Consider the following 16989-nt stretch of genomic DNA (forward strand, 5'->3'; position numbering starts at 1 on the left):
TTATGCGCACGTTAGCACACCTGAAACTGCGTGCCAGATACCTGGTGACTGCGGGTGTGTGCGCCGCCTTCCTGGCCGGTTGTGCGCAATTCAAGTATTACTTCCAGGCGGCCCAGGGCCAATATGCGCTCTGGTCCGACGCCCGCCCGATCGATGACTGGATCGGCGACCCCGGCACCGATCCCAAACTCAAGGCGCGCCTGGAGAAGGCCAAGCTGATCCGCCGCTTCGCGGTCAAGGAACTCGGCTTGCCGGACAATGCCAGCTACAAGAATTACGCCCCGCTCACGCGCCAGTACGTGCTGTGGAATGTGGTCGCCACGCCGGAACTGTCGCTGCGCCCGGTACAGTGGTGCTTCCCGATCGCCGGCTGCGTCAGCTACCGCGGCTATTACGACAAGGCCGACGCCGAGGCCTATGCCGAAGAGCTGCGCGAGGAGGGCAACGACGTGCAGATCGGCGGCGTGCCGGCCTACTCCACGCTGGGCTGGTTCAGCGACCCGCTGCTGTCCACCTTCATCAACCACTCCGACGCCGAACTGGCGCGCCTGATCTTCCACGAGCTGGCGCACCAGGTGGTGTATGTGCAGGGCGATTCCAAGTTCAACGAAGCGTTCGCCTCGGCGGTGGAAGAGGCCGGGGTGCATCGCTGGCTCGATCTGTACGGCAACGACGCCATGCGCGAAGCCTTTGCGCGCTACAACGCGCGGCGCCAGGACTTCATGGGCTTGCTGGTCCGGCACCGCCAGATGTTGGCCGACAATTACGCCGGCAAAGCCAGCAAGAAGAAAAAGCGCGAGGAAAAGCTGCGCATCTTCGCCTCCCTGCAGGAAGAGTACAAGGTGCTCAAGGCCAATTGGGGAGGCTACAACGGCTATGACCGATTCTTTGCGGAACCACTCAATAATGCCCATTTAGCATCTGTTGCAACCTATAATGACTTGCTGCCCGGCTTCCGCGCTTTGCTTGCGAAAGAAAAGGGACTGCCGCATTTCTATGCTGCGGTGCGGAACATGAGCAACCTGCCATCCGTGGAACGGCATGAACGGTTGCACGCGCTGGCGCGCACTATGGCCCAGGCCAGCGACCCGGCAACTGCCGCGGCACCGAAGGACGCGGGCGTGGTGAATTGATGTTGCTTTGCAGCAGAAAGGCCTGCTAGAGGACGCGTTCCAAATCCGGAAAATAGCTTGCCACTGTGCGCGCACGCACGATAGCATCTAGAGTGCGGGAAAGCACGGCCGTTCTATTTTCGCAAATAATATATATAAAACCGAGACAAAGAGGCACAGGATGGAAAAAATCTGGTTGAAGTCGTATCCCCCCGGCGTTCCGAGTGAAATCGACGCCACGCAATACCGCTCACTGGTTCACCTGCTCGAAGAATCGTTCCAGAAGTACGCCTCGCGCAATGCCTTCGTCTGCATGGACAAGGCCATTACCTATGCCGACCTGGATGCCCATTCCAAACGTCTCGGTGCCTGGCTGCAAAGCCGTGGCATGAAGAAGGGCGCACGCGTCGCCGTCATGATGCCGAACGTGCTGCAATACCCGATCGCCATTGCCGGCATCCTGCGCGCCGGCTACAGCGTGGTCAACGTCAATCCGCTGTACACCCCGCGCGAGCTGGAGCACCAGCTCAACGACTCCGGCGCGGAAGCCATCATCATCCTCGAAAACTTCGCCACCACGCTGGAGCAGGTGCTGCCGCGCACCCAGGTCAAGCACATCATCGTCGCCAATATGGGCGAGATGCTGGGCGGCCTGAAGGGCCATATCGTCAACTTCGTGGTGCGCAACGTTAAGAAGATGGTGCCCGCCTTCTCGCTGCCGAACGCCGTGCGCTTCAAGGACGCGCTGGGCCATGCCAAGAGCATGAAGCTGACCGCCGTGGAGCTGCGCCATGAGGATGTGGCCTTCCTGCAGTACACCGGCGGCACCACCGGCGTCTCCAAGGGCGCCACCCTGACCCACAAGAACATCATCGCCAACCTGCTGCAGATGCAGGCCTGGTCGGCGCCCAAGCTGGCGGACTTGCCGCCGGACGAGCGCACCATCATTTGCGCGCTGCCGCTGTACCACATCTTCGCGCTGACCGTGTGCGCCATGTGGGGCATGCGCGAGGGCGGCCTGAATGTGCTGATCCCGAACCCGCGCGACATCGGCGGCTTTATCAAAGAGCTGCAGAAGTACCGCTTCAATATGCTGCCGGCGGTGAACACGCTGTACAACGCGCTGCTGAACCATCCGGACATCAAGAACGTCGACTTCTCCGGCCTGAAGGTCGCCAACGGCGGCGGCATGGCGGTGCAGAAGGCGGTCGCCGACAAGTGGCTGGCGCTGACCGGCGTCACCATCGTGGAAGGCTACGGCTTGTCCGAAACCTCGCCAGTGGCCACCGCCAATCGTTTCGACAGCACCGAGTTCTCGGGCATGATCGGCATGCCGATCCCGTCCACCGACGTCGCCATCCTGGACGACGACGGCAACGAAGTGGCGCTCGGCACGCCGGGCGAAATCGCCATCCGCGGCCCGCAGGTCATGGCCGGCTACTGGAACCGTCCGGAGGAAACCGCCAAGGTCATGACGGCCGACGGCTACTTCAAATCCGGCGACGTGGGCGTGATGGATGAACGCGGCTACGTCAAGATCGTGGACCGCAAGAAGGACATGATCCTGGTCTCCGGTTTCAATGTCTACCCGAATGAAATCGAAGACGTGGTGGCGGCGCATCCTGGCGTGCTGGAGTGCGCCTGCATCGGCGTGCCGGACGAGCACTCCGGCGAAGCGGTGAAAGTGTTCGTGGTGAAGAAGGACCCGAACCTGACCGCCGAGGCGCTGATGGAACACTGCAAGCAAAACCTGACCGGCTACAAGAAGCCGAAATACATCGAGTTCCGTACGGAGCTACCGAAAACTAACGTTGGCAAGATCCTGCGCCGTATGCTGCGCGACGAAAAGCCTGCCGACGACAAGAAGGCGGCTTAAGGCTGCCATTGCATACGAAAGGCAATATGATGGAAAAAATCTGGCTCAAGTCCTATCCTGAAGGCGTTCCTGCGGAAGTCGATATTTCGCAGTACCGTTCGGTGACGCACCTGATGGAAGAGTCCTTCCAGAAGTACGCGTCCCGCAACGCCTACGTTTGCATGGACAAGTTCCTGACCTACGCGCAAGTGGACCAGATGTCGAAGCAATTCGGCGCATGGCTGCAATCCAAAGGCCTGAAGCCGGGCGCGCGCGTTGCCATCATGCTGCCGAATGTGCTGCAATATCCGGTGGCGCTGGCGGGCATCATTCGCGCCGGCTACGTCGTGGTCAACGTCAACCCGCTGTACACCCCGCGCGAACTGCAGCACCAGCTGAACGACTCCGGCGCGGAAGCCATCATCGTGCTGGAAAACTTCGCCACCACGGTTGAACAAGTGCTTGCATCCACCGCCGTCAAGCACGTGGTGGTGGCGTCCATGGGCGACCTGCTGGGCGGCCTGAAAGGCACCATCGTCAACTTCGTGGTGCGCCATGTGAAGAAGATGGTGCCGGCCTGGAATATCCCCGGCCACACCAGCTTCAAGCAAGTGCTGTCGGAAGGCTCGCGCCTGCGCCTGCAGTCGGCCGACCAGAAGCCGAGCGATATCGCCTTCCTGCAGTACACCGGCGGCACCACCGGCGTGTCGAAAGGCGCCGTGCTGCTGCACTCCAATGTGGTGGCCAATATGCTGCAGAACGAGGCCTGGCTGCAAATGAAGCCGAGCAACGAGCAGATGGTGTTCGTGGCCGCGCTACCGCTGTACCACATTTACTCGCTGACCATTTCCTGCTTCATGGGCTGGAAAACGGGCGGCATGAATATCCTGATCCCGAACCCGCGCGACATCCCGGGCTTCGTGAAAGAGCTGGCCAAGTACCGCGTGACCGTGTTCCCTGCGGTGAACACGCTGTATAACGCGCTGCTGAACAACCCGGACTTCTCCAAGCTGGACTTCTCCAGCTACAAGATCTGCAACGGCGGCGGCATGGCCGTGCAGCAGTCGGTGGCGGACCGCTGGCTGAAGGTGACCGGCACCCCGATCATCGAGGGCTACGGCCTGTCCGAAACCTCGCCGGTGGCCACCGCCAACCGCGTCGACATCAAGGAATTCACCGGCACCATCGGCATCCCGATTCCTTCCACCGAAGTGGCGATCCTGGACGACGACGGCAAGGAAGTGCCGCTCGGCTCCGCCGGCGAAATCGCCATTCGCGGCCCGCAGGTCATGGCCGGCTACTGGAACCGTCCGGACGATACCGCCAAGTCGATCACCCCGGAAGGCTTCTTCAAGACCGGCGACGTGGGCATCATGGACGACAAGGGCTTTGTGCGCATCGTCGACCGCAAGAAGGATATGATCCTGGTGTCCGGCTTCAACGTCTACCCGAACGAAGTGGAAGGCGTGGTGGCGGCGCACCCGGGCGTGCTGGAAGTGGCTTGCGTAGGTGTACCCGATGCCAACTCCGGCGAAGCGGTCAAACTGTTTGTTGTACGCAAAGATCCGAACCTGACTGTGGAAGCTTTGCAGGAATTCTGCAAGCACGAATTGACCGCGTACAAAAAGCCGAAGTATATTGAATTCCGTGACGAACTGCCGAAGACCAATGTCGGCAAGATTCTTCGCCGTCAGCTGCGAGACGAAAAGAAGGCAGCGTAAGCCGGCACGATTGACCTGGCTCAGACAAGGGCTCCGGGCCGGCTGTGAAGTGGAAAGAACCACCTGCGCAGCCACCGGAAGCCACTTATGGGCCAACTATATAACTTCGCACTCACCCTCTCCACCGAAGGCCGCCGCACGCTGCGCAAGCGCGAAGGTTTAAGCGGCTACTACGAAACCAGCCTGCCCGACATGTCGCCCGACCAGGTCGAGGCGGCATTCGATCTTGCCGTGCGCAGTTCCGAGCGCGCCGTGCAGCGCCAGGTCCGGCACCATCCCCTTACGCAGGCGCAGTTCGACGCGCTGGTCAGCTACACGTACAACCTGGGTACTGGCGGCGCCATGATGGTGCTGCGCCGGATCGATGTCGGCGACCTGGATGGCGCGGCCGACGCCATGCTGCGCCAACAGCTTGCGCCGGCTGGCCTGGCGGCGCGCCGCCAGGAAGAAAGCGCGCCGTTCCGTCACGGCGCCTAGGCTTCTCGCTTCGGTCCCGCCACGCCGTCCGCCACACTGAAGCGCGCCAGCGTGCTGCTGGCGCTGCGCGGATCGCGCACATTCTCCAGTCCTTCGAAGGCCATCGTGGCGCGTTCCGGCCGCAATTCCAGCAGCATGTAGCCGCGCTTGTCGCTTTGTCCGAACTTCAGGTGGCGGTTCATGTCGACGTATTGCTGCGTGCGTGCCTGCGGCCGCGAACTGGACGTGATGGAGGTGCCGCAAAATTCCGTCGCCACCAGCGGGTTGCCGGCGCTGGCGGGGCGGCTTGGATCGCGCCGCAGTTCGGCGGCGAAGAAGGTGTGCACGTCGCCCGACAGCACGAGCGGGTTGCGCGCCGCCTGCATGGCGTCCAGCAGGCGCTTGCGGGCGGCGGCGTAACCATCCCATCCATCGGTCCAGAAGCGGCCGTCGCTGTCGCTGGCCAGCGGCACCTGCGACAGCTGCGCCATTAGCGTTTGCTGGGCGACGATATTCCAGCTGGCCTTCGACTCCTTCAGCCCCTGCGCCAGCCAGCGCTCCTGCTCCACGCCCAGCATGGTGCGGCGCGGGTCGGCCAGGGCGGCGCAGGCGCGCCGATAGACGGAGGTGGAGCCGCCGCGTCCTGCCGGCTGGCAGGCATGCTGAGAGCGGTACTGGCGCGTATCGAGCACGTGGAAGCGCGCCAGCCGGCCCCAGTCGTAGCGCTGGTAGATGCGCTGCGCGCGCACCGGCTGGTGTTCGAAGAAGGCCTGGTAGGCGGCGGCGCGGCGCTGCACGAAGTCCGCCGACAGCAGTTCGTCGCGATTGGGGCTGTAATCGTTGGCCACCTCGTGGTCGTCCCAGGTCACCACCCAGGGCGCCGCGTGGTGCGCCGCCTGCAGGTCGGCATCGCTCTTGTATTGCGCGTAGCGGGCGCGGTATTCGGCCAGGCTAAAGCTCTCGTCGCGGCGCAGGGCGGTGGCGGGATGCTGCAGGCTGTAAGGCCCCCACTCGTAGATGTAGTCGCCAAGGAAGGCCACCAGGTCGGGCGCGGCGCGGGCGATATGGCGGTGCGCCGCGTAATGGCCGAACTCCCAGTGCTGACAGGAGGCGACGGCCAGCTTTAGCGCGCCGGGCATGGCGCCGGGCGCGGGCGCGGTGCGCGTGCGGCCGATGGGGCTGACGGCGTCGCCCAGCATGAAACGGTACCAGTACCAGCGGTCCGGCTCCAGGCCGCGCACGTCCACATGCACGCAGTGCGCCAGCGCCGGCGCGGCGACGGCGCTGCCGCGCGCGGCGATGCGGGTGAACGCTTCGTCGTGCGCCACTTCCCAGCGCACTTGCTGCGCAATGGGCGGCATCGATGCCGCGTTGAGCGGATCGGGCAGCAGGCGGGTCCAGAGGATGACGGAGTCGGGCAGGGGCGCGCCGGAGGCGACGCCGAGCGAAAAAGGGTAGGCGCCGTTGACGGCGCTGCGTGCTTGCGCGGGCAGGTGGGGCGCCAGCACCGTCAGGGCGGCCACGCGGGCCGCGGTCTGGAGCAGGAGGCGGCGCCCGTCTTGCATAGGATTACAGCAGCGATTCCAGCGGCGGCACCGGGCGTGGCTTGCGGTCCGGGCCGGTGGCCACGTAGGTCAGGGTGGCTTCGGTGACTTTGACGATGTTGGCCTGCAGGCGGTTGCGCTCCGCATAGACTTCCACGTTGACGGTGATCGAGGTGTTGCCGACCTTGACGATGTCGGCGTAGAAGGACAGCAGGTCGCCCACGAAGACCGGGTTTTTGAACACGAAGGAATTCACGGCGATGGTGGCGACACGGCCATTGGCGCGGCGCGTGGCCGGCAGCGAGCCCGCAATGTCGACCTGGGCCATGATCCAGCCGCCGAACACGTCGCCGTACACATTGGCGTCGGACGGGGCGGGCATCACGCGCAGTTCAGGCATCTTTCCCGGCGGGAGGCTGTTACGTGGGGTTTCTTGTTGTGGGGTGCTCATCGCAAATTCTCATGAAGGACTACAATTGACGGAATTTTAAACCAGCCGGCCCATGCACGTATGCGACGCTATTCGAATTCCCCGCCGCCGCCAGGCAGCCAGTCGCAAGGCGACATTGCAACTCTGAAAACATTGCTGCCCTACTTGTGGGTGTACAAGTGGCGCGTGCTGGCGGCCTTGCTGGCGCTGGTCGGCGCCAAGGCGGCCAACGTCGGCGTACCGGTGGTGCTGAAACAGCTGGTCGATGACATGACCATCAAGCCGGGCGACCCGCACGCGCTGCTGGTGCTGCCGGTGGCAATGCTGCTGGCGTACGGCTTGCTGCGCCTTTCGACCACGGTGTTCACCGAGCTGCGCGAGTTCCTGTTCGCGCGCGTCACGCAGCGCGCGGTGCGCACCATTGCGCTCAAGGTGTTCCGCCACCTGCACGCGCTGTCGTTGCGCTTCCACCTGAACCGGCAGACCGGCGGCATGACGCGCGATATCGAGCGCGGCACGCGCGCCGTCAGCTCGCTGATCTCCTACACGCTGTTCAATATCCTGCCGACGCTGGTCGAGATCACGCTGGTGCTGGCCTACCTGGTGCTGCACTACGACGTATGGTTCTCGGTGATCACCTTCTCGGCGCTGGTGACCTACATTACCTTCACCATTGTCGTGACCAACTGGCGCACGCATTTCCGCCGCACCATGAACGACCTCGATTCCAAGGCCAACACCAAGGCCATCGACTCGCTGCTGAACTATGAAACGGTGAAATACTTCGGCAACGAGGACTATGAGGCCAAACGCTACGACGAAGGCTTGCAGCGCTATGAGAAGGCGGCGGTCAAATCGCAGACCTCGCTGTCGCTGTTGAATACCGGCCAGTCGGCCATTATCGCGATTGCGGTCACGCTGATCCTGTGGCGCGCGACGCAAGGCGTGATCGACGGCAGCATGACACTGGGCGATCTGGTGCTGGTGAATGCCTTCATGATCCAGCTCTATATCCCGCTCAACTTCCTGGGCGTGATCTATCGGGAAATCAAGCAAAGCCTGGCCGATATGGAGCGCCTGTTCTCGCTGCTGACCGAGAACCGCGAAGTGGCCGATGCCGCGCATGCCAAGGCGCTGCAGCCGCAAGGGGCCGAGGTGCGCTTCAACCACGTGGATTTCAGCTACGACCCGAAGCGGCAGATCCTGTTCGATGTGGACTTCACCATCGCGGCCGGCACCACTACCGCGATTGTGGGCCACAGCGGCTCCGGCAAGTCCACCTTGTCGCGCCTGTTGTTCCGCTTCTATGAGGTGAACAGCGGCAGCATCACGATCGACGGCCACGACCTGCGCGATGTGACGCAGGACTCGCTGCGCCATGCGATCGGCATCGTGCCGCAGGATACGGTCCTGTTCAACGACACCATCGAATACAACATCGCCTACGGCCGCCCCGGCGCCAGCAAGGAGGAAATCGTTGCCGCCGCGCGCGCCGCCTCCATCCACGATTTCGTCGCCAGCCTGCCGGACGGCTACGAGACCATGGTCGGCGAGCGCGGGCTCAAGCTGTCCGGCGGCGAAAAGCAGCGCGTGGCGATCGCCCGCACGCTGTTGAAGAACCCGGCCATCCTGATCTTCGACGAAGCCACCTCCGCGCTGGACTCCAAGTCCGAGCAAGCGATCCAGGCGCAGTTGAAGGAGATTGCGAAAGACCGCACCACCATGGTGATCGCACACCGCCTGTCGACCATCGCCGACGCGCACCAGATCATCGTGCTCGATCACGGTAAGATAGTGGAACGCGGCACCCATGCCGCCCTGCTGGCGCGCGAAGGCCTGTACGCGCAAATGTGGGAGCGCCAGCAGGCGCGCGGCGACCTGGAGCAGTCCTCGCCGGCGGACGGTGAGCTTGTCACTCAAGGAGGATAAGGATGGCGGTGAAAAAGGTGTTGGCAGTAGCCCTGGCGGGCATCGGCGTGCTGGCGCTGGCGGTGGGTGTGAACACCGCGCGTAGCGGCAGCAAGCAATTGGCGGTGGCGCCCGTGGCGCCACTGCAGGTTGATGAAGGCGCCGCGGCACAGCGCCTGGGCGAGTCCCTGCGCTTCGTCACCATTTCCGACGCCAGGGATGCGGACGCCAACGCCGCCGAATTCGACAAGCTGCACGCCCACCTGCAAGCCAGCTTCCCGCGCCTGCACGCTGCCCTCAACCGCGAGAACGTGAACGGCAAGGCCCTACTTTACACCTGGCCAGGCAGCGATGCCAACGCCGCGCCGATCATGTGGATGGCGCACCAGGACGTGGTGCCGATCGCGCCCGGCACGGAGAAGGACTGGCAGCAGCAGCCCTGGAGCGGCATCGTGCACGATGGCTTTATCTGGGGCCGTGGCGCCTGGGACGACAAGGGCAACCTGTATGCGCAGATGGAGGCGATCGAGATGCTGCTGGCCGCCGGCTTCCAGCCGAAGCGCACGCTCTACCTGGCCTACGGCGCCGACGAGGAAGTCGGCGGCAAGCGCGGCGCAGCCGCCATCGCCGAGCTGCTCAAGTCGCGCAAGGTGAAACTCGATTATGTGCTGGACGAAGGCCTGATGATTGTGCAGGGCATGGTGCCCGGCCTGGAGCCGGCAGCGGCCATGATCGGCGTGGCCGAGAAGGGCTATGCCAGCTACAAGCTGGAACTGGAAGTGCCACCCGGCCATTCCTCGATGCCGCCGCAGCAAACCGCCATCGGCATGATGAGCCGCGCCCTGAGCGCGCTGGAAGCCAATCCGCTACCGGTCCGCATGGCGGGCCTGCCGCAACACAGTTTCGAAACGCTGGCCCCGGAGATGGGCGGCTTCAACCGCGTGGCGCTGTCGAATTTCTGGCTGTTCGGACCCATGCTGGAGCGCATGCTGGCCAAGTCGCCCAGCACCAATGCGCTGATGCGCACCACCACTGCGCTCACCATCGTCAACGCGGGCGTGAAGGACAATGTCTTGCCCGGCACCGCCAGCGCTACCGTGAATTTCCGCCTGCTGCCGGGCGATACGCTGGCCGGGGTGGAGCAGCATATGCACAAGGTGATCGGCAACGACAAGATCCGCATTTCACCAGACGGCAACTCCAACACCGAAGCATCGCGCGTGGCGCGCACCGACGGCGCTTCCTATGCCGCCGTGAACCGCACCGTGCGTGAAGTGTTCCCGGATGTGGTGGTGGCGCCCAGCCTGATGATCGGCGCCACCGACTCGCGCTATTTCGACGGCATGAGCGACAGCGTGCTGAAATTCGGCCCGGTGCGCGCCAGGCCGGAAGACCTGCCGCGCTTCCACGGCACCAATGAGCGCATGTCAGTCAAAGGCTACGCCGACATGATCCGCTTCTACCACCAGCTACTGAAGAACAGCGCCTGATCCGGGCTAGCGGTTCAGTAGAAGATTCACAGCTGTCAGAATCGCGGCAGAGTTGCTAAGAAGAATAATGACGAGCAGGCCGACAATCCAGCGAAATTGCTCGTCTTGCCGCTTTTGCCATGCCTCGAATCGCGAAGTCATTTGGTCGCTTAGACGCTGTTCGGCGGCATGCACTGTGACAAGGATTTCGTTGCGAATCCGCAGTTCCAACTGGTTTAGGCTGTGGTCTATATGCGGCTTCAACAAGACCAGATCCTGATGCTGCGCTTCCACTTTGACCTCCAGCTTGGTGATTCGGTGCTCGTGCTCGTCATTGGGTGGCTGGGGCGAACGATCTGCCGGTGAGTTCATTGTAGGCTCCATCGGGAATTGGTGATTGTTTTGACCAGGAGCCGGTGCTGCAGTTCCCGCTGGGCGAAAAAAAAACCGCCCGGATGGGCGGTTCTTGTTGGGGCGTCGCGCGCTTAGGGCAGCGGGCGGTCCGCCAGTTCGCGGTCGTCCGGGTCGACCAGTTCGCCTTCCCATTTGGCGACAACGGCGGTCGCGATCGAGTTGCCGACCACGTTGGTGGCGGAACGGGCCATGTCCAGGAAGTGGTCGATGGCGAACAGCAGCACCAGGCCCGCTTCCGGGATATTGAACTGGTGCAGGGTGGCAGCGATCACCACCAGCGAAGCGCGCGGCACGCCGGCCATGCCCTTGGAGGTCAGCATCAGCACGGCCATCATGGTCATCTGGGTACCGATGTCCAGCTCGATGCCGTAAGCCTGGGCGATGAAGATCGCTGCGAAGGTGCAGTACATCATCGAGCCGTCCAGGTTGAAGGAGTAGCCGATCGGCAGCACGAATGCCGCAATACGGTTACGCACGCCAAAGCGCTCCAGGCCTTCCAGGGTTTTCGGGAACGCCGCTTCGGAGGAGGCGGTGGAGAAGGCCAGCAGGGTTGGCTCTTTCACTTCCGAGATCAGCTTCAGCACGCGCTTGCCCAGGAACAGGAAGCCGGCGAAGATCAGCAGCGCCCACAGCACGCCGATGGACAGGTAGAACTCCGCCATGAACACGCCGTAGGTTTGCAGCACGCCCACGCCGCTCTTGGCGATGGTGCCGGCAACCGCAGCGAACACCGCCAGCGGCGCGAACTGCATCACATAGCCGGTTACCTTCAGCATGATGTGCGCAACACCATCGACCGCGTCGATCAGCGGTTCGGCCTTGGCGCCCACTGCGGCGGCAGCGGTACCGAAGAACAGCGAGAACACCACGATCTGCAGGATCTCGTTCTTGGCCATGCCGTCGATGATGGAGGCCGGCACCAGGTGGGTGATGAACTCTTTCAGCGACAGGCTGGCAGTCTGCAGCGAGGCGGCAGCCGCGGCGCCGTCCGTCGGGATATGGCCGACCAGGGCATCGCCAGGGCGGAACAGGTTGACCATGACCAGGCCCAGGGCCAGCGACATGACGGAAGCGACAAAGAACCAGCCCAGGGTCTTGATACCGACGCGGCCCACTTCCTTGGTGTCGCCCATACGCGCAATGCCGACCATCAGGGTCGAGAACACCAGCGGCGCAATGATCATCTTGATCAGGCGCAGGAACATGGTGGTAATCAGGGACATGTAGTCGGCAAAACTGGTGGCGCCAGTCTTATCAAACGATACATTGATGATGTAGCCGGCGATGATGCCGAGCACGAGGCCGACCATGATGTAGGTAGTCAGGCGGTTTTTATTGGCCATAAGCAAGATTCCTGATATGAGGCGGATTTGCCGTTAGAATGAGGAGCTTAATGATGGGTTATTAAGCAAGTCCCGAAGTATCCTTGCGGTGCTAGGCCACTGTCAAGCGAGAATAAACCTGCTGAAACGCCAAAAAGATGATCGCAATTAAAGACTTAAGCAAATGGTACGGCGACTTCCAGGTGCTGGCAGAGTGCAGTACCGAGGTGGCCAAGGGCGACGTCATGGTGATTTGCGGGCCTTCCGGATCGGGTAAATCGACCTTGATCAAGACGGTTAACGGGCTGGAACCGTTCCAAAAGGGCGAAATTATTGTCGATGGAACATCGGTTGGCGCCAAAAACACCAATTTATCGGCCCTGCGCGCCCGGATCGGTATGGTTTTCCAGAATTTCGAGCTGTTTCCCCATCTTTCGGTGCGGGAAAACCTGACCCTGGGCCAGGTCAAGGTGCTGGGCCGCTCGCAGGACGAAGCGAATGCGAAGGGCCTGCAGTACCTGGACCGCGTCGGCCTGCTGGCGCACCAGGATAAATACCCGAACCAGTTGTCCGGCGGCCAGCAGCAGCGCGTGGCCATTGCGCGCGCCCTGGCGATGGACCCGATCGCCATGCTGTTCGACGAGCCGACTTCCGCGCTGGACCCGGAAATGATCAATGAAGTGCTGGATGTGATGGTCGGCCTGGCGCAGGAGGGCATGACCATGATGGTGGTGACCCATGAAATGGGCTTCGCCCGCAAGGTTGCCAACCGGGTGGTCTTCATGGACAAGGGCCGCATCCTGGAAGACTGCAGCAAGGATGAATTCTTCGGCGCGCCGCGTTCTGAGCGCGCACGGGACTTTTTAGCGCGTATCATCCATTAACAGGGCGGGTCTTCGTCCCCGCCAGCGGAGGACACCATGACCTGTCTGCGCCTGTTTCCCATCCTGTGCCTATGCGTGGCCACCACGGCCGCCGCGCAGGACGCCACCGGCACCCTTGCCAAGATCAAACGCAGCGGCCAGATAGTATTGGGCGTGCGCGATGGCTCCGTGCCCTTCTCTTACCTCGATGACAAGCAGCAGTACCAGGGCTATTCGGTTGACCTGTGCCTGAAGATCGTCGAGCACCTGAAGGCGCAGCTGGCCATGCCGGGGCTGAAGGTGGCTTACAACCCGGTCACCTCGGCCAACCGCATCCCGCTGATGGCCAACGGCACCATCGACCTGGAATGCGGCTCCACCACCAATAACGCGGAGCGCCAGCAGCAGGTGGCGTTTGCGCCGACCATGTTCGTGATCTCCAGCCGCCTGCTGACCAAGAAATCGTCCGGCATCCGCTCGCTGGCGGACATGAAGGGCAAGACCCTGGTCGCCACCGCCGGTACGACGTCGCTCAAGCAATTGACGGTGCTGAACGGCCAGCGTGGCCTGGGCATGAAGATCGTCACCGGCCGTGACCACCCGGAATCGTTCCTGATGCTCGAGACAGGGCGCGCGGTGGCGGAGGCGAACGACGATATCCTGCTGGCGGCCCAGGTGGCCAGCGCCAAGGCGCCGGGCGACTATGTGATGGGCAGCGAGGCGCTGTCGGTCGAGCCCTATGGCATCATGCTGCGCAAGGGCGACGCGCCGTTCAAGCAGGCGGTCGATACGGCGCTGGCCAAGGTCTACCAGTCGCCCGAGATGGCGCGCATCTATGACAAATGGTTCATGCAGCCGATCCCGCCGCGCGGCGTGAACCTGAAATTCCCCATGCCGGCTGCGTTGAAAGCGGTGCTGGCGAAACCGACCGATTCGCCCGACCCCGCTGCTTACAAATAGCATGCACTACAACTGGAACTGGCGCATCTTCTGGGAGCTGTCGCCGGACGGTGTGCATACCTATTGGGACACGCTGCTCTCCGGCCTGGCGTGGACGCTGGCCACCTCGCTGGCCGGCTGGGTGATCGCGCTGGCGCTGGGCATTTCGGTCGGCACGCTGCGCACGGCGCCCAATCGCTGGCTGCGCCGCCTGGCGATCTGCTGGGTGGAAGTGTTCCGCAATATCCCGCTGCTGGTGCAGATGTTCCTCTGGTTTTTCGTCCTGCCGGAGCTGTTGCCGCGCGCGGCGGGCGACTGGCTCAAGGCGCTGCCCAACGCGCCCTTCGTGACGGCGGTGCTGTGCCTGGGCTTCTTCACCTCCGCGCGGGTGGCGGTGCAGGTGGCAGCCGGCATCAATGCGCTGGCAGGCGGGCAGCGGCTGGCAGCCATGGCGCTTGGCCTGTCGCGCGCGCAAACCTACCGTTACGTGCTGCTGCCGCTTGGCCTGCGCATCGTGCTGCCGCCGCTGGCCAGCGAGTTCCTCAACATCATCAAGAACAGTTCCGTCGCGCTCACCATCGGCCTGATGGAGCTGACCGCCAGCGCGCGCTCGATGCAGGAGTTCTCATTCCAGTTCTTTGAAGCCTTCGCCGCGGCCACCATGATCTACTTGTTGGCGAACCTGCTGGTCGTCGCCGGCATGACGCTGCTTGAGCGCCGCCTGGCGCTGCGCGGCACGCTGGGCGACAACCGCAGCGACGACGACGGCAGCGCCCACGCCGGTGCGCGGGCAGTGGGGAGGGCCAACTGATGCTGGCCAGCTTCGACTTCAGCGTGATCGCCAACTCCTGGATCTACCTGTTCAAGGTAGGCATGCTCTTCACGCTCAAGCTCACCGTGCTTGCCATGCTGGGCGGCGTCGCGCTCGGCACCCTGCTGGCGCTGGCGCGCCTGGCCTCATGGCGCCCGCTGGCATTGGCCGCTGCAGCCTACGTCAACCTGATCCGCGCCGTACCGCTGGTGCTGGTGATCTTCTGGTTCTACTTCCTGGTGCCCTACATCGCCGCCTGGGCGCTGGGCAAAGCCGAACCGGTCAAGGTCGGCACTTTCCTCTCAGCCCTGATCACCTTCACCCTGTTCCAGGCCGCCTACTATTGCGAGATCATGCGCGGCGGCATACAAGCCATACCAAAAGGGCAAGTCCATGCCGCGCAAGCGCTGGGCATGAACTACTGGCAGACCATGTCGAAAGTAGTGCTGCCGCAGGCCTTTCGGAATATGTTGCCAGTCCTGCTAACACAGACCATCGTATTGTTTCAGGATGTATCACTGGTCTACGTTCTGTCGGTGCCCGACTTCGTTGGCGCCGCTAGCAAAATCGCCCAGCGCGACGGGCGCCTTGTCGAAATGTACCTGTTTGTGGCCCTCATATATTTCGTAATGTGTAGTTTGTTATCGTGGCTGGTGCGCAGGCTGCAGCGGGCGTACCATGTTGGGTCATGAAGATCACTAAACTTTCGGTTGGCGCCTTGATGGTGCTGGGGGCTTTCGGCAGCGCGCATGCTGCGGGACGCGTGGTGGCGGACGTAGCGCTGACGCAGGCGACAATCGTCGATGTGGCGAGCGGCAAACTGGTGCAGGGCAAGGCCGTGCTGGTGAAGGGCGGCGACATCCTGGCCGTGGTCGACCAGGCCAAGGTGAAAGACTACGCGCCCAAACGCACCGTCAAGCTGCCGGGCAAGTACCTGATGCCGGGCCTGTGGGACACCCATGTGCACTTCGGCGGCGGTCCCGCGCTGATCGAGGAGAACAAGCAGCTGCTGGGCCTCTACCTGGCGCACGGCATCACCACGGTGCGCGATTGCGCCGGCGACCTGTCCGACACCGTGCTCGATTGGCGCGACCTGATCCGCCAGGGCAAGCTGGTGGGGCCGAAGATCCTCGCCTCCGGCCCCAAGCTGGAAGGTTATAAGCCGCTGTGGAAAGGCACCATCGAAGTCGGCACGCCGGAAGAGATCAGCAAGGCGCTGGACTACCTGCAATCGCGCAGCGTGGACTTTGTGAAGATCACCGAGAACACCATGAAGCCGGAGATCTTCCTGGAAGCAGTGCGCCAGGCAAAGGCGCGCGGCATGCAGACTTCCGGCCACTTGCCGGTGCAGCTGACGCTGGACCAGGTCATGCAAGCGGGCCTGGGCAGCATCGAGCACCAGTCCTATGCCCTGCGCGGCTCCACTCCGCGTGAAGCCGAGCTGACGGCGCAAGTCGCGGCCGGCAAACTGACTTCGCGTGAAGCGATGCGCGCCAGCATCGAGAGCTTCGACGAGGCGACCGCGCGCGCCACCTTCCGCCGCATGGCTGCTGCCGGCATGTCGATCACGCCAACCCTGGTAGGTTCGCAAGTGACCGCCTACCTGGATCAGGACGACCACGCGCAAGACGACTATTTGAAATACATCGGCAAGGGCTTGCGCAAGACCTACGAGTGGCGCGTGCAGCGCGCGGCCAAGGACGATGCAGCCGCCATCGCCTATCGCCACGCGTCGTATGAGAAAGCGGCCTCGCTGCTGCCGCTGATGCAGCAGGAAGGCGTCAACATCATCGCCGGCACCGATGCCGGTTTCCTCAATTCGTTTGATTACCCGGGCCAGGGCCTGCACGACGAGCTGGGCATCTTCGTGAAGTACGGCCTGACGCCGCAACAAGCGCTGCAAGCGTCGGTGATCAACGGCCCGCGCTTCATGGGCAAGCAGGAACGCTATGGCGCTGTGGCGCAGGGCAAAGCAGCCGACCTGCTGGTGCTGGACGCCAATCCGCTGCAGGATATCGCCAACACGCGCAAGGTGCGCCTGGTGGTCGCGCAAGGCAAGGTGTACGAGCGCGCCAAGCTGGATGCCATGCTGGAGTCAGCGCGCCGCTACGCCGAGGAACACCCGGCGCCGGCGACCGAATAAAC

The 16989-nt window shown here is 63.1% G+C and carries 15 protein-coding genes; 11 read left to right on the plus strand and 4 right to left on the minus strand.

The genetic code is table 11. The annotated features are described in order from the left end of the window. The first annotated feature begins 2 nt into the window (after positions 1–2). The 4 genes from GTP41_RS00070 (at position 3) to GTP41_RS00085 (ending at position 5165) form a co-directional block, all read left to right on the plus strand. Positions 3–1133, plus strand: coding sequence for an aminopeptidase (locus GTP41_RS00070; RefSeq protein WP_161023516.1), 1131 nt, complete (start codon positions 3–5; stop codon positions 1131–1133). Positions 1134–1293: 160 nt separating this feature from the next. Beyond that, positions 1294–2988 carry a long-chain fatty acid--CoA ligase gene (locus GTP41_RS00075; protein ID WP_161023517.1) on the plus strand — a complete coding sequence of 565 codons (1695 nt, stop codon included), beginning with the start codon at positions 1294–1296 and terminating at the stop codon, positions 2986–2988. Positions 2989–3017: 29 nt separating this feature from the next. Then, on the plus strand, positions 3018–4688 hold the full coding sequence (locus GTP41_RS00080; protein WP_161023957.1) for a long-chain-fatty-acid--CoA ligase: 1671 nt from the start codon (positions 3018–3020) through the stop codon (positions 4686–4688). Positions 4689–4775: 87 nt separating this feature from the next. Continuing rightward, on the plus strand, positions 4776–5165 hold the full coding sequence (locus GTP41_RS00085) for a lysozyme (RefSeq protein ID WP_161023518.1): 390 nt from the start codon (positions 4776–4778) through the stop codon (positions 5163–5165). Here GTP41_RS00085 and GTP41_RS00090 read toward each other — a convergent pair. Together GTP41_RS00090 and GTP41_RS00095 are read right to left on the minus strand one after the other, a co-directional pair. After that, positions 5162–6709: an alkaline phosphatase D family protein gene (locus GTP41_RS00090; protein WP_161023519.1), complete on the minus strand. Its 1548-nt coding sequence runs from the start codon at positions 6707–6709 to the stop codon at positions 5162–5164. The genes GTP41_RS00085 and GTP41_RS00090 overlap by 4 nt on opposite strands. Before the next feature lie 4 nt (positions 6710–6713). Further along, the gene (locus GTP41_RS00095) at positions 6714–7139 is read right to left on the minus strand and encodes an acyl-CoA thioesterase (protein WP_161023520.1); all 426 of its coding nucleotides are present in this window, start codon (positions 7137–7139) and stop codon (positions 6714–6716) included. A 60-nt stretch (positions 7140–7199) separates the two neighbouring features. Here GTP41_RS00095 and GTP41_RS00100 point away from each other — a divergent pair, with 60 nt between their 5' ends. Both GTP41_RS00100 and GTP41_RS00105 read left to right on the plus strand, forming a co-directional pair. Next, positions 7200–9047, plus strand: coding sequence for an ABCB family ABC transporter ATP-binding protein/permease (locus tag GTP41_RS00100; protein WP_161023521.1), 1848 nt, complete (start codon positions 7200–7202; stop codon positions 9045–9047). A gap of 2 nt (positions 9048–9049) precedes the next feature. Then, the gene (locus GTP41_RS00105) at positions 9050–10516 is read left to right on the plus strand and encodes a M20 family peptidase (RefSeq protein WP_161023522.1); all 1467 of its coding nucleotides are present in this window, start codon (positions 9050–9052) and stop codon (positions 10514–10516) included. 6 nt (positions 10517–10522) lie between these two features. Here GTP41_RS00105 and GTP41_RS00110 read toward each other — a convergent pair whose 3' ends face one another. Beyond that, entirely contained in the window at positions 10523–10867 is a 345-nt protein-coding gene (locus GTP41_RS00110) for a hypothetical protein (protein WP_161023523.1), read from the minus strand. 113 nt (positions 10868–10980) lie between these two features. Further along, positions 10981–12252 (minus strand): dicarboxylate/amino acid:cation symporter, encoded by a 1272-nt coding sequence (locus GTP41_RS00115; RefSeq protein WP_161023524.1) that lies wholly within the window; start codon positions 12250–12252, stop codon positions 10981–10983. 137 nt (positions 12253–12389) lie between these two features. Here GTP41_RS00115 and GTP41_RS00120 point away from each other — a divergent pair, with 137 nt between their 5' ends. The 5 genes from GTP41_RS00120 to GTP41_RS00140 are packed head-to-tail and all read left to right on the plus strand — an operon-like array spanning position 12390 to position 16987. Beyond that, complete coding sequence (locus GTP41_RS00120) at positions 12390–13115, plus strand: amino acid ABC transporter ATP-binding protein (RefSeq protein WP_161023525.1); 726 nt, start codon at positions 12390–12392, stop codon at positions 13113–13115. Positions 13116–13151: 36 nt separating this feature from the next. After that, the gene (locus GTP41_RS00125) at positions 13152–14054 is read left to right on the plus strand and encodes an amino acid ABC transporter substrate-binding protein (protein WP_161023526.1); all 903 of its coding nucleotides are present in this window, start codon (positions 13152–13154) and stop codon (positions 14052–14054) included. Position 14055: 1 nt separating this feature from the next. Then, on the plus strand, positions 14056–14844 hold the full coding sequence (locus GTP41_RS00130) for an amino acid ABC transporter permease (RefSeq protein ID WP_161023527.1): 789 nt from the start codon (positions 14056–14058) through the stop codon (positions 14842–14844). Next, positions 14844–15536 carry an amino acid ABC transporter permease gene (locus GTP41_RS00135; RefSeq protein WP_161023528.1) on the plus strand — a complete coding sequence of 231 codons (693 nt, stop codon included), beginning with the start codon at positions 14844–14846 and terminating at the stop codon, positions 15534–15536. The genes GTP41_RS00130 and GTP41_RS00135 overlap by 1 nt, the downstream gene beginning before the upstream one ends. Beyond that, the gene (locus GTP41_RS00140; protein ID WP_161023529.1) at positions 15533–16987 is read left to right on the plus strand and encodes an amidohydrolase family protein; all 1455 of its coding nucleotides are present in this window, start codon (positions 15533–15535) and stop codon (positions 16985–16987) included. The genes GTP41_RS00135 and GTP41_RS00140 overlap by 4 nt, the downstream gene beginning before the upstream one ends. The last annotated feature ends 2 nt before the right edge of the window (positions 16988–16989 follow it).

It is taken from the genome of Pseudoduganella guangdongensis (genome assembly GCF_009857475.1).
GTDB lineage: Bacteria > Pseudomonadota > Gammaproteobacteria > Burkholderiales > Burkholderiaceae_D > Rugamonas > Rugamonas guangdongensis.

Excerpts from the sequence above, each read along its gene's own strand:
- GTP41_RS00070 (WP_161023516.1), top strand. The coding sequence starts at position 3 with ATGCGCACGTTAGCACACCTGAAACTGCGTGCCAGATACCTGGTGACT.
- GTP41_RS00075 (WP_161023517.1), top strand. The coding sequence starts at position 1,294 with ATGGAAAAAATCTGGTTGAAGTCGTATCCCCCCGGCGTTCCGAGTGAA.
- GTP41_RS00080 (WP_161023957.1), top strand. The coding sequence starts at position 3,018 with ATGGAAAAAATCTGGCTCAAGTCCTATCCTGAAGGCGTTCCTGCGGAA.
- GTP41_RS00085 (WP_161023518.1), top strand. The coding sequence starts at position 4,776 with ATGGGCCAACTATATAACTTCGCACTCACCCTCTCCACCGAAGGCCGC.
- GTP41_RS00090 (WP_161023519.1), bottom strand. The coding sequence starts at position 6,709 with ATGCAAGACGGGCGCCGCCTCCTGCTCCAGACCGCGGCCCGCGTGGCC.
- GTP41_RS00095 (WP_161023520.1), bottom strand. The coding sequence starts at position 7,139 with ATGAGCACCCCACAACAAGAAACCCCACGTAACAGCCTCCCGCCGGGA.
- GTP41_RS00100 (WP_161023521.1), top strand. The coding sequence starts at position 7,200 with ATGCGACGCTATTCGAATTCCCCGCCGCCGCCAGGCAGCCAGTCGCAA.
- GTP41_RS00105 (WP_161023522.1), top strand. The coding sequence starts at position 9,050 with ATGGCGGTGAAAAAGGTGTTGGCAGTAGCCCTGGCGGGCATCGGCGTG.
- GTP41_RS00110 (WP_161023523.1), bottom strand. The coding sequence starts at position 10,867 with ATGAACTCACCGGCAGATCGTTCGCCCCAGCCACCCAATGACGAGCAC.
- GTP41_RS00115 (WP_161023524.1), bottom strand. The coding sequence starts at position 12,252 with ATGGCCAATAAAAACCGCCTGACTACCTACATCATGGTCGGCCTCGTG.
- GTP41_RS00120 (WP_161023525.1), top strand. The coding sequence starts at position 12,390 with ATGATCGCAATTAAAGACTTAAGCAAATGGTACGGCGACTTCCAGGTG.
- GTP41_RS00125 (WP_161023526.1), top strand. The coding sequence starts at position 13,152 with ATGACCTGTCTGCGCCTGTTTCCCATCCTGTGCCTATGCGTGGCCACC.
- GTP41_RS00130 (WP_161023527.1), top strand. The coding sequence starts at position 14,056 with ATGCACTACAACTGGAACTGGCGCATCTTCTGGGAGCTGTCGCCGGAC.
- GTP41_RS00135 (WP_161023528.1), top strand. The coding sequence starts at position 14,844 with ATGCTGGCCAGCTTCGACTTCAGCGTGATCGCCAACTCCTGGATCTAC.
- GTP41_RS00140 (WP_161023529.1), top strand. The coding sequence starts at position 15,533 with ATGAAGATCACTAAACTTTCGGTTGGCGCCTTGATGGTGCTGGGGGCT.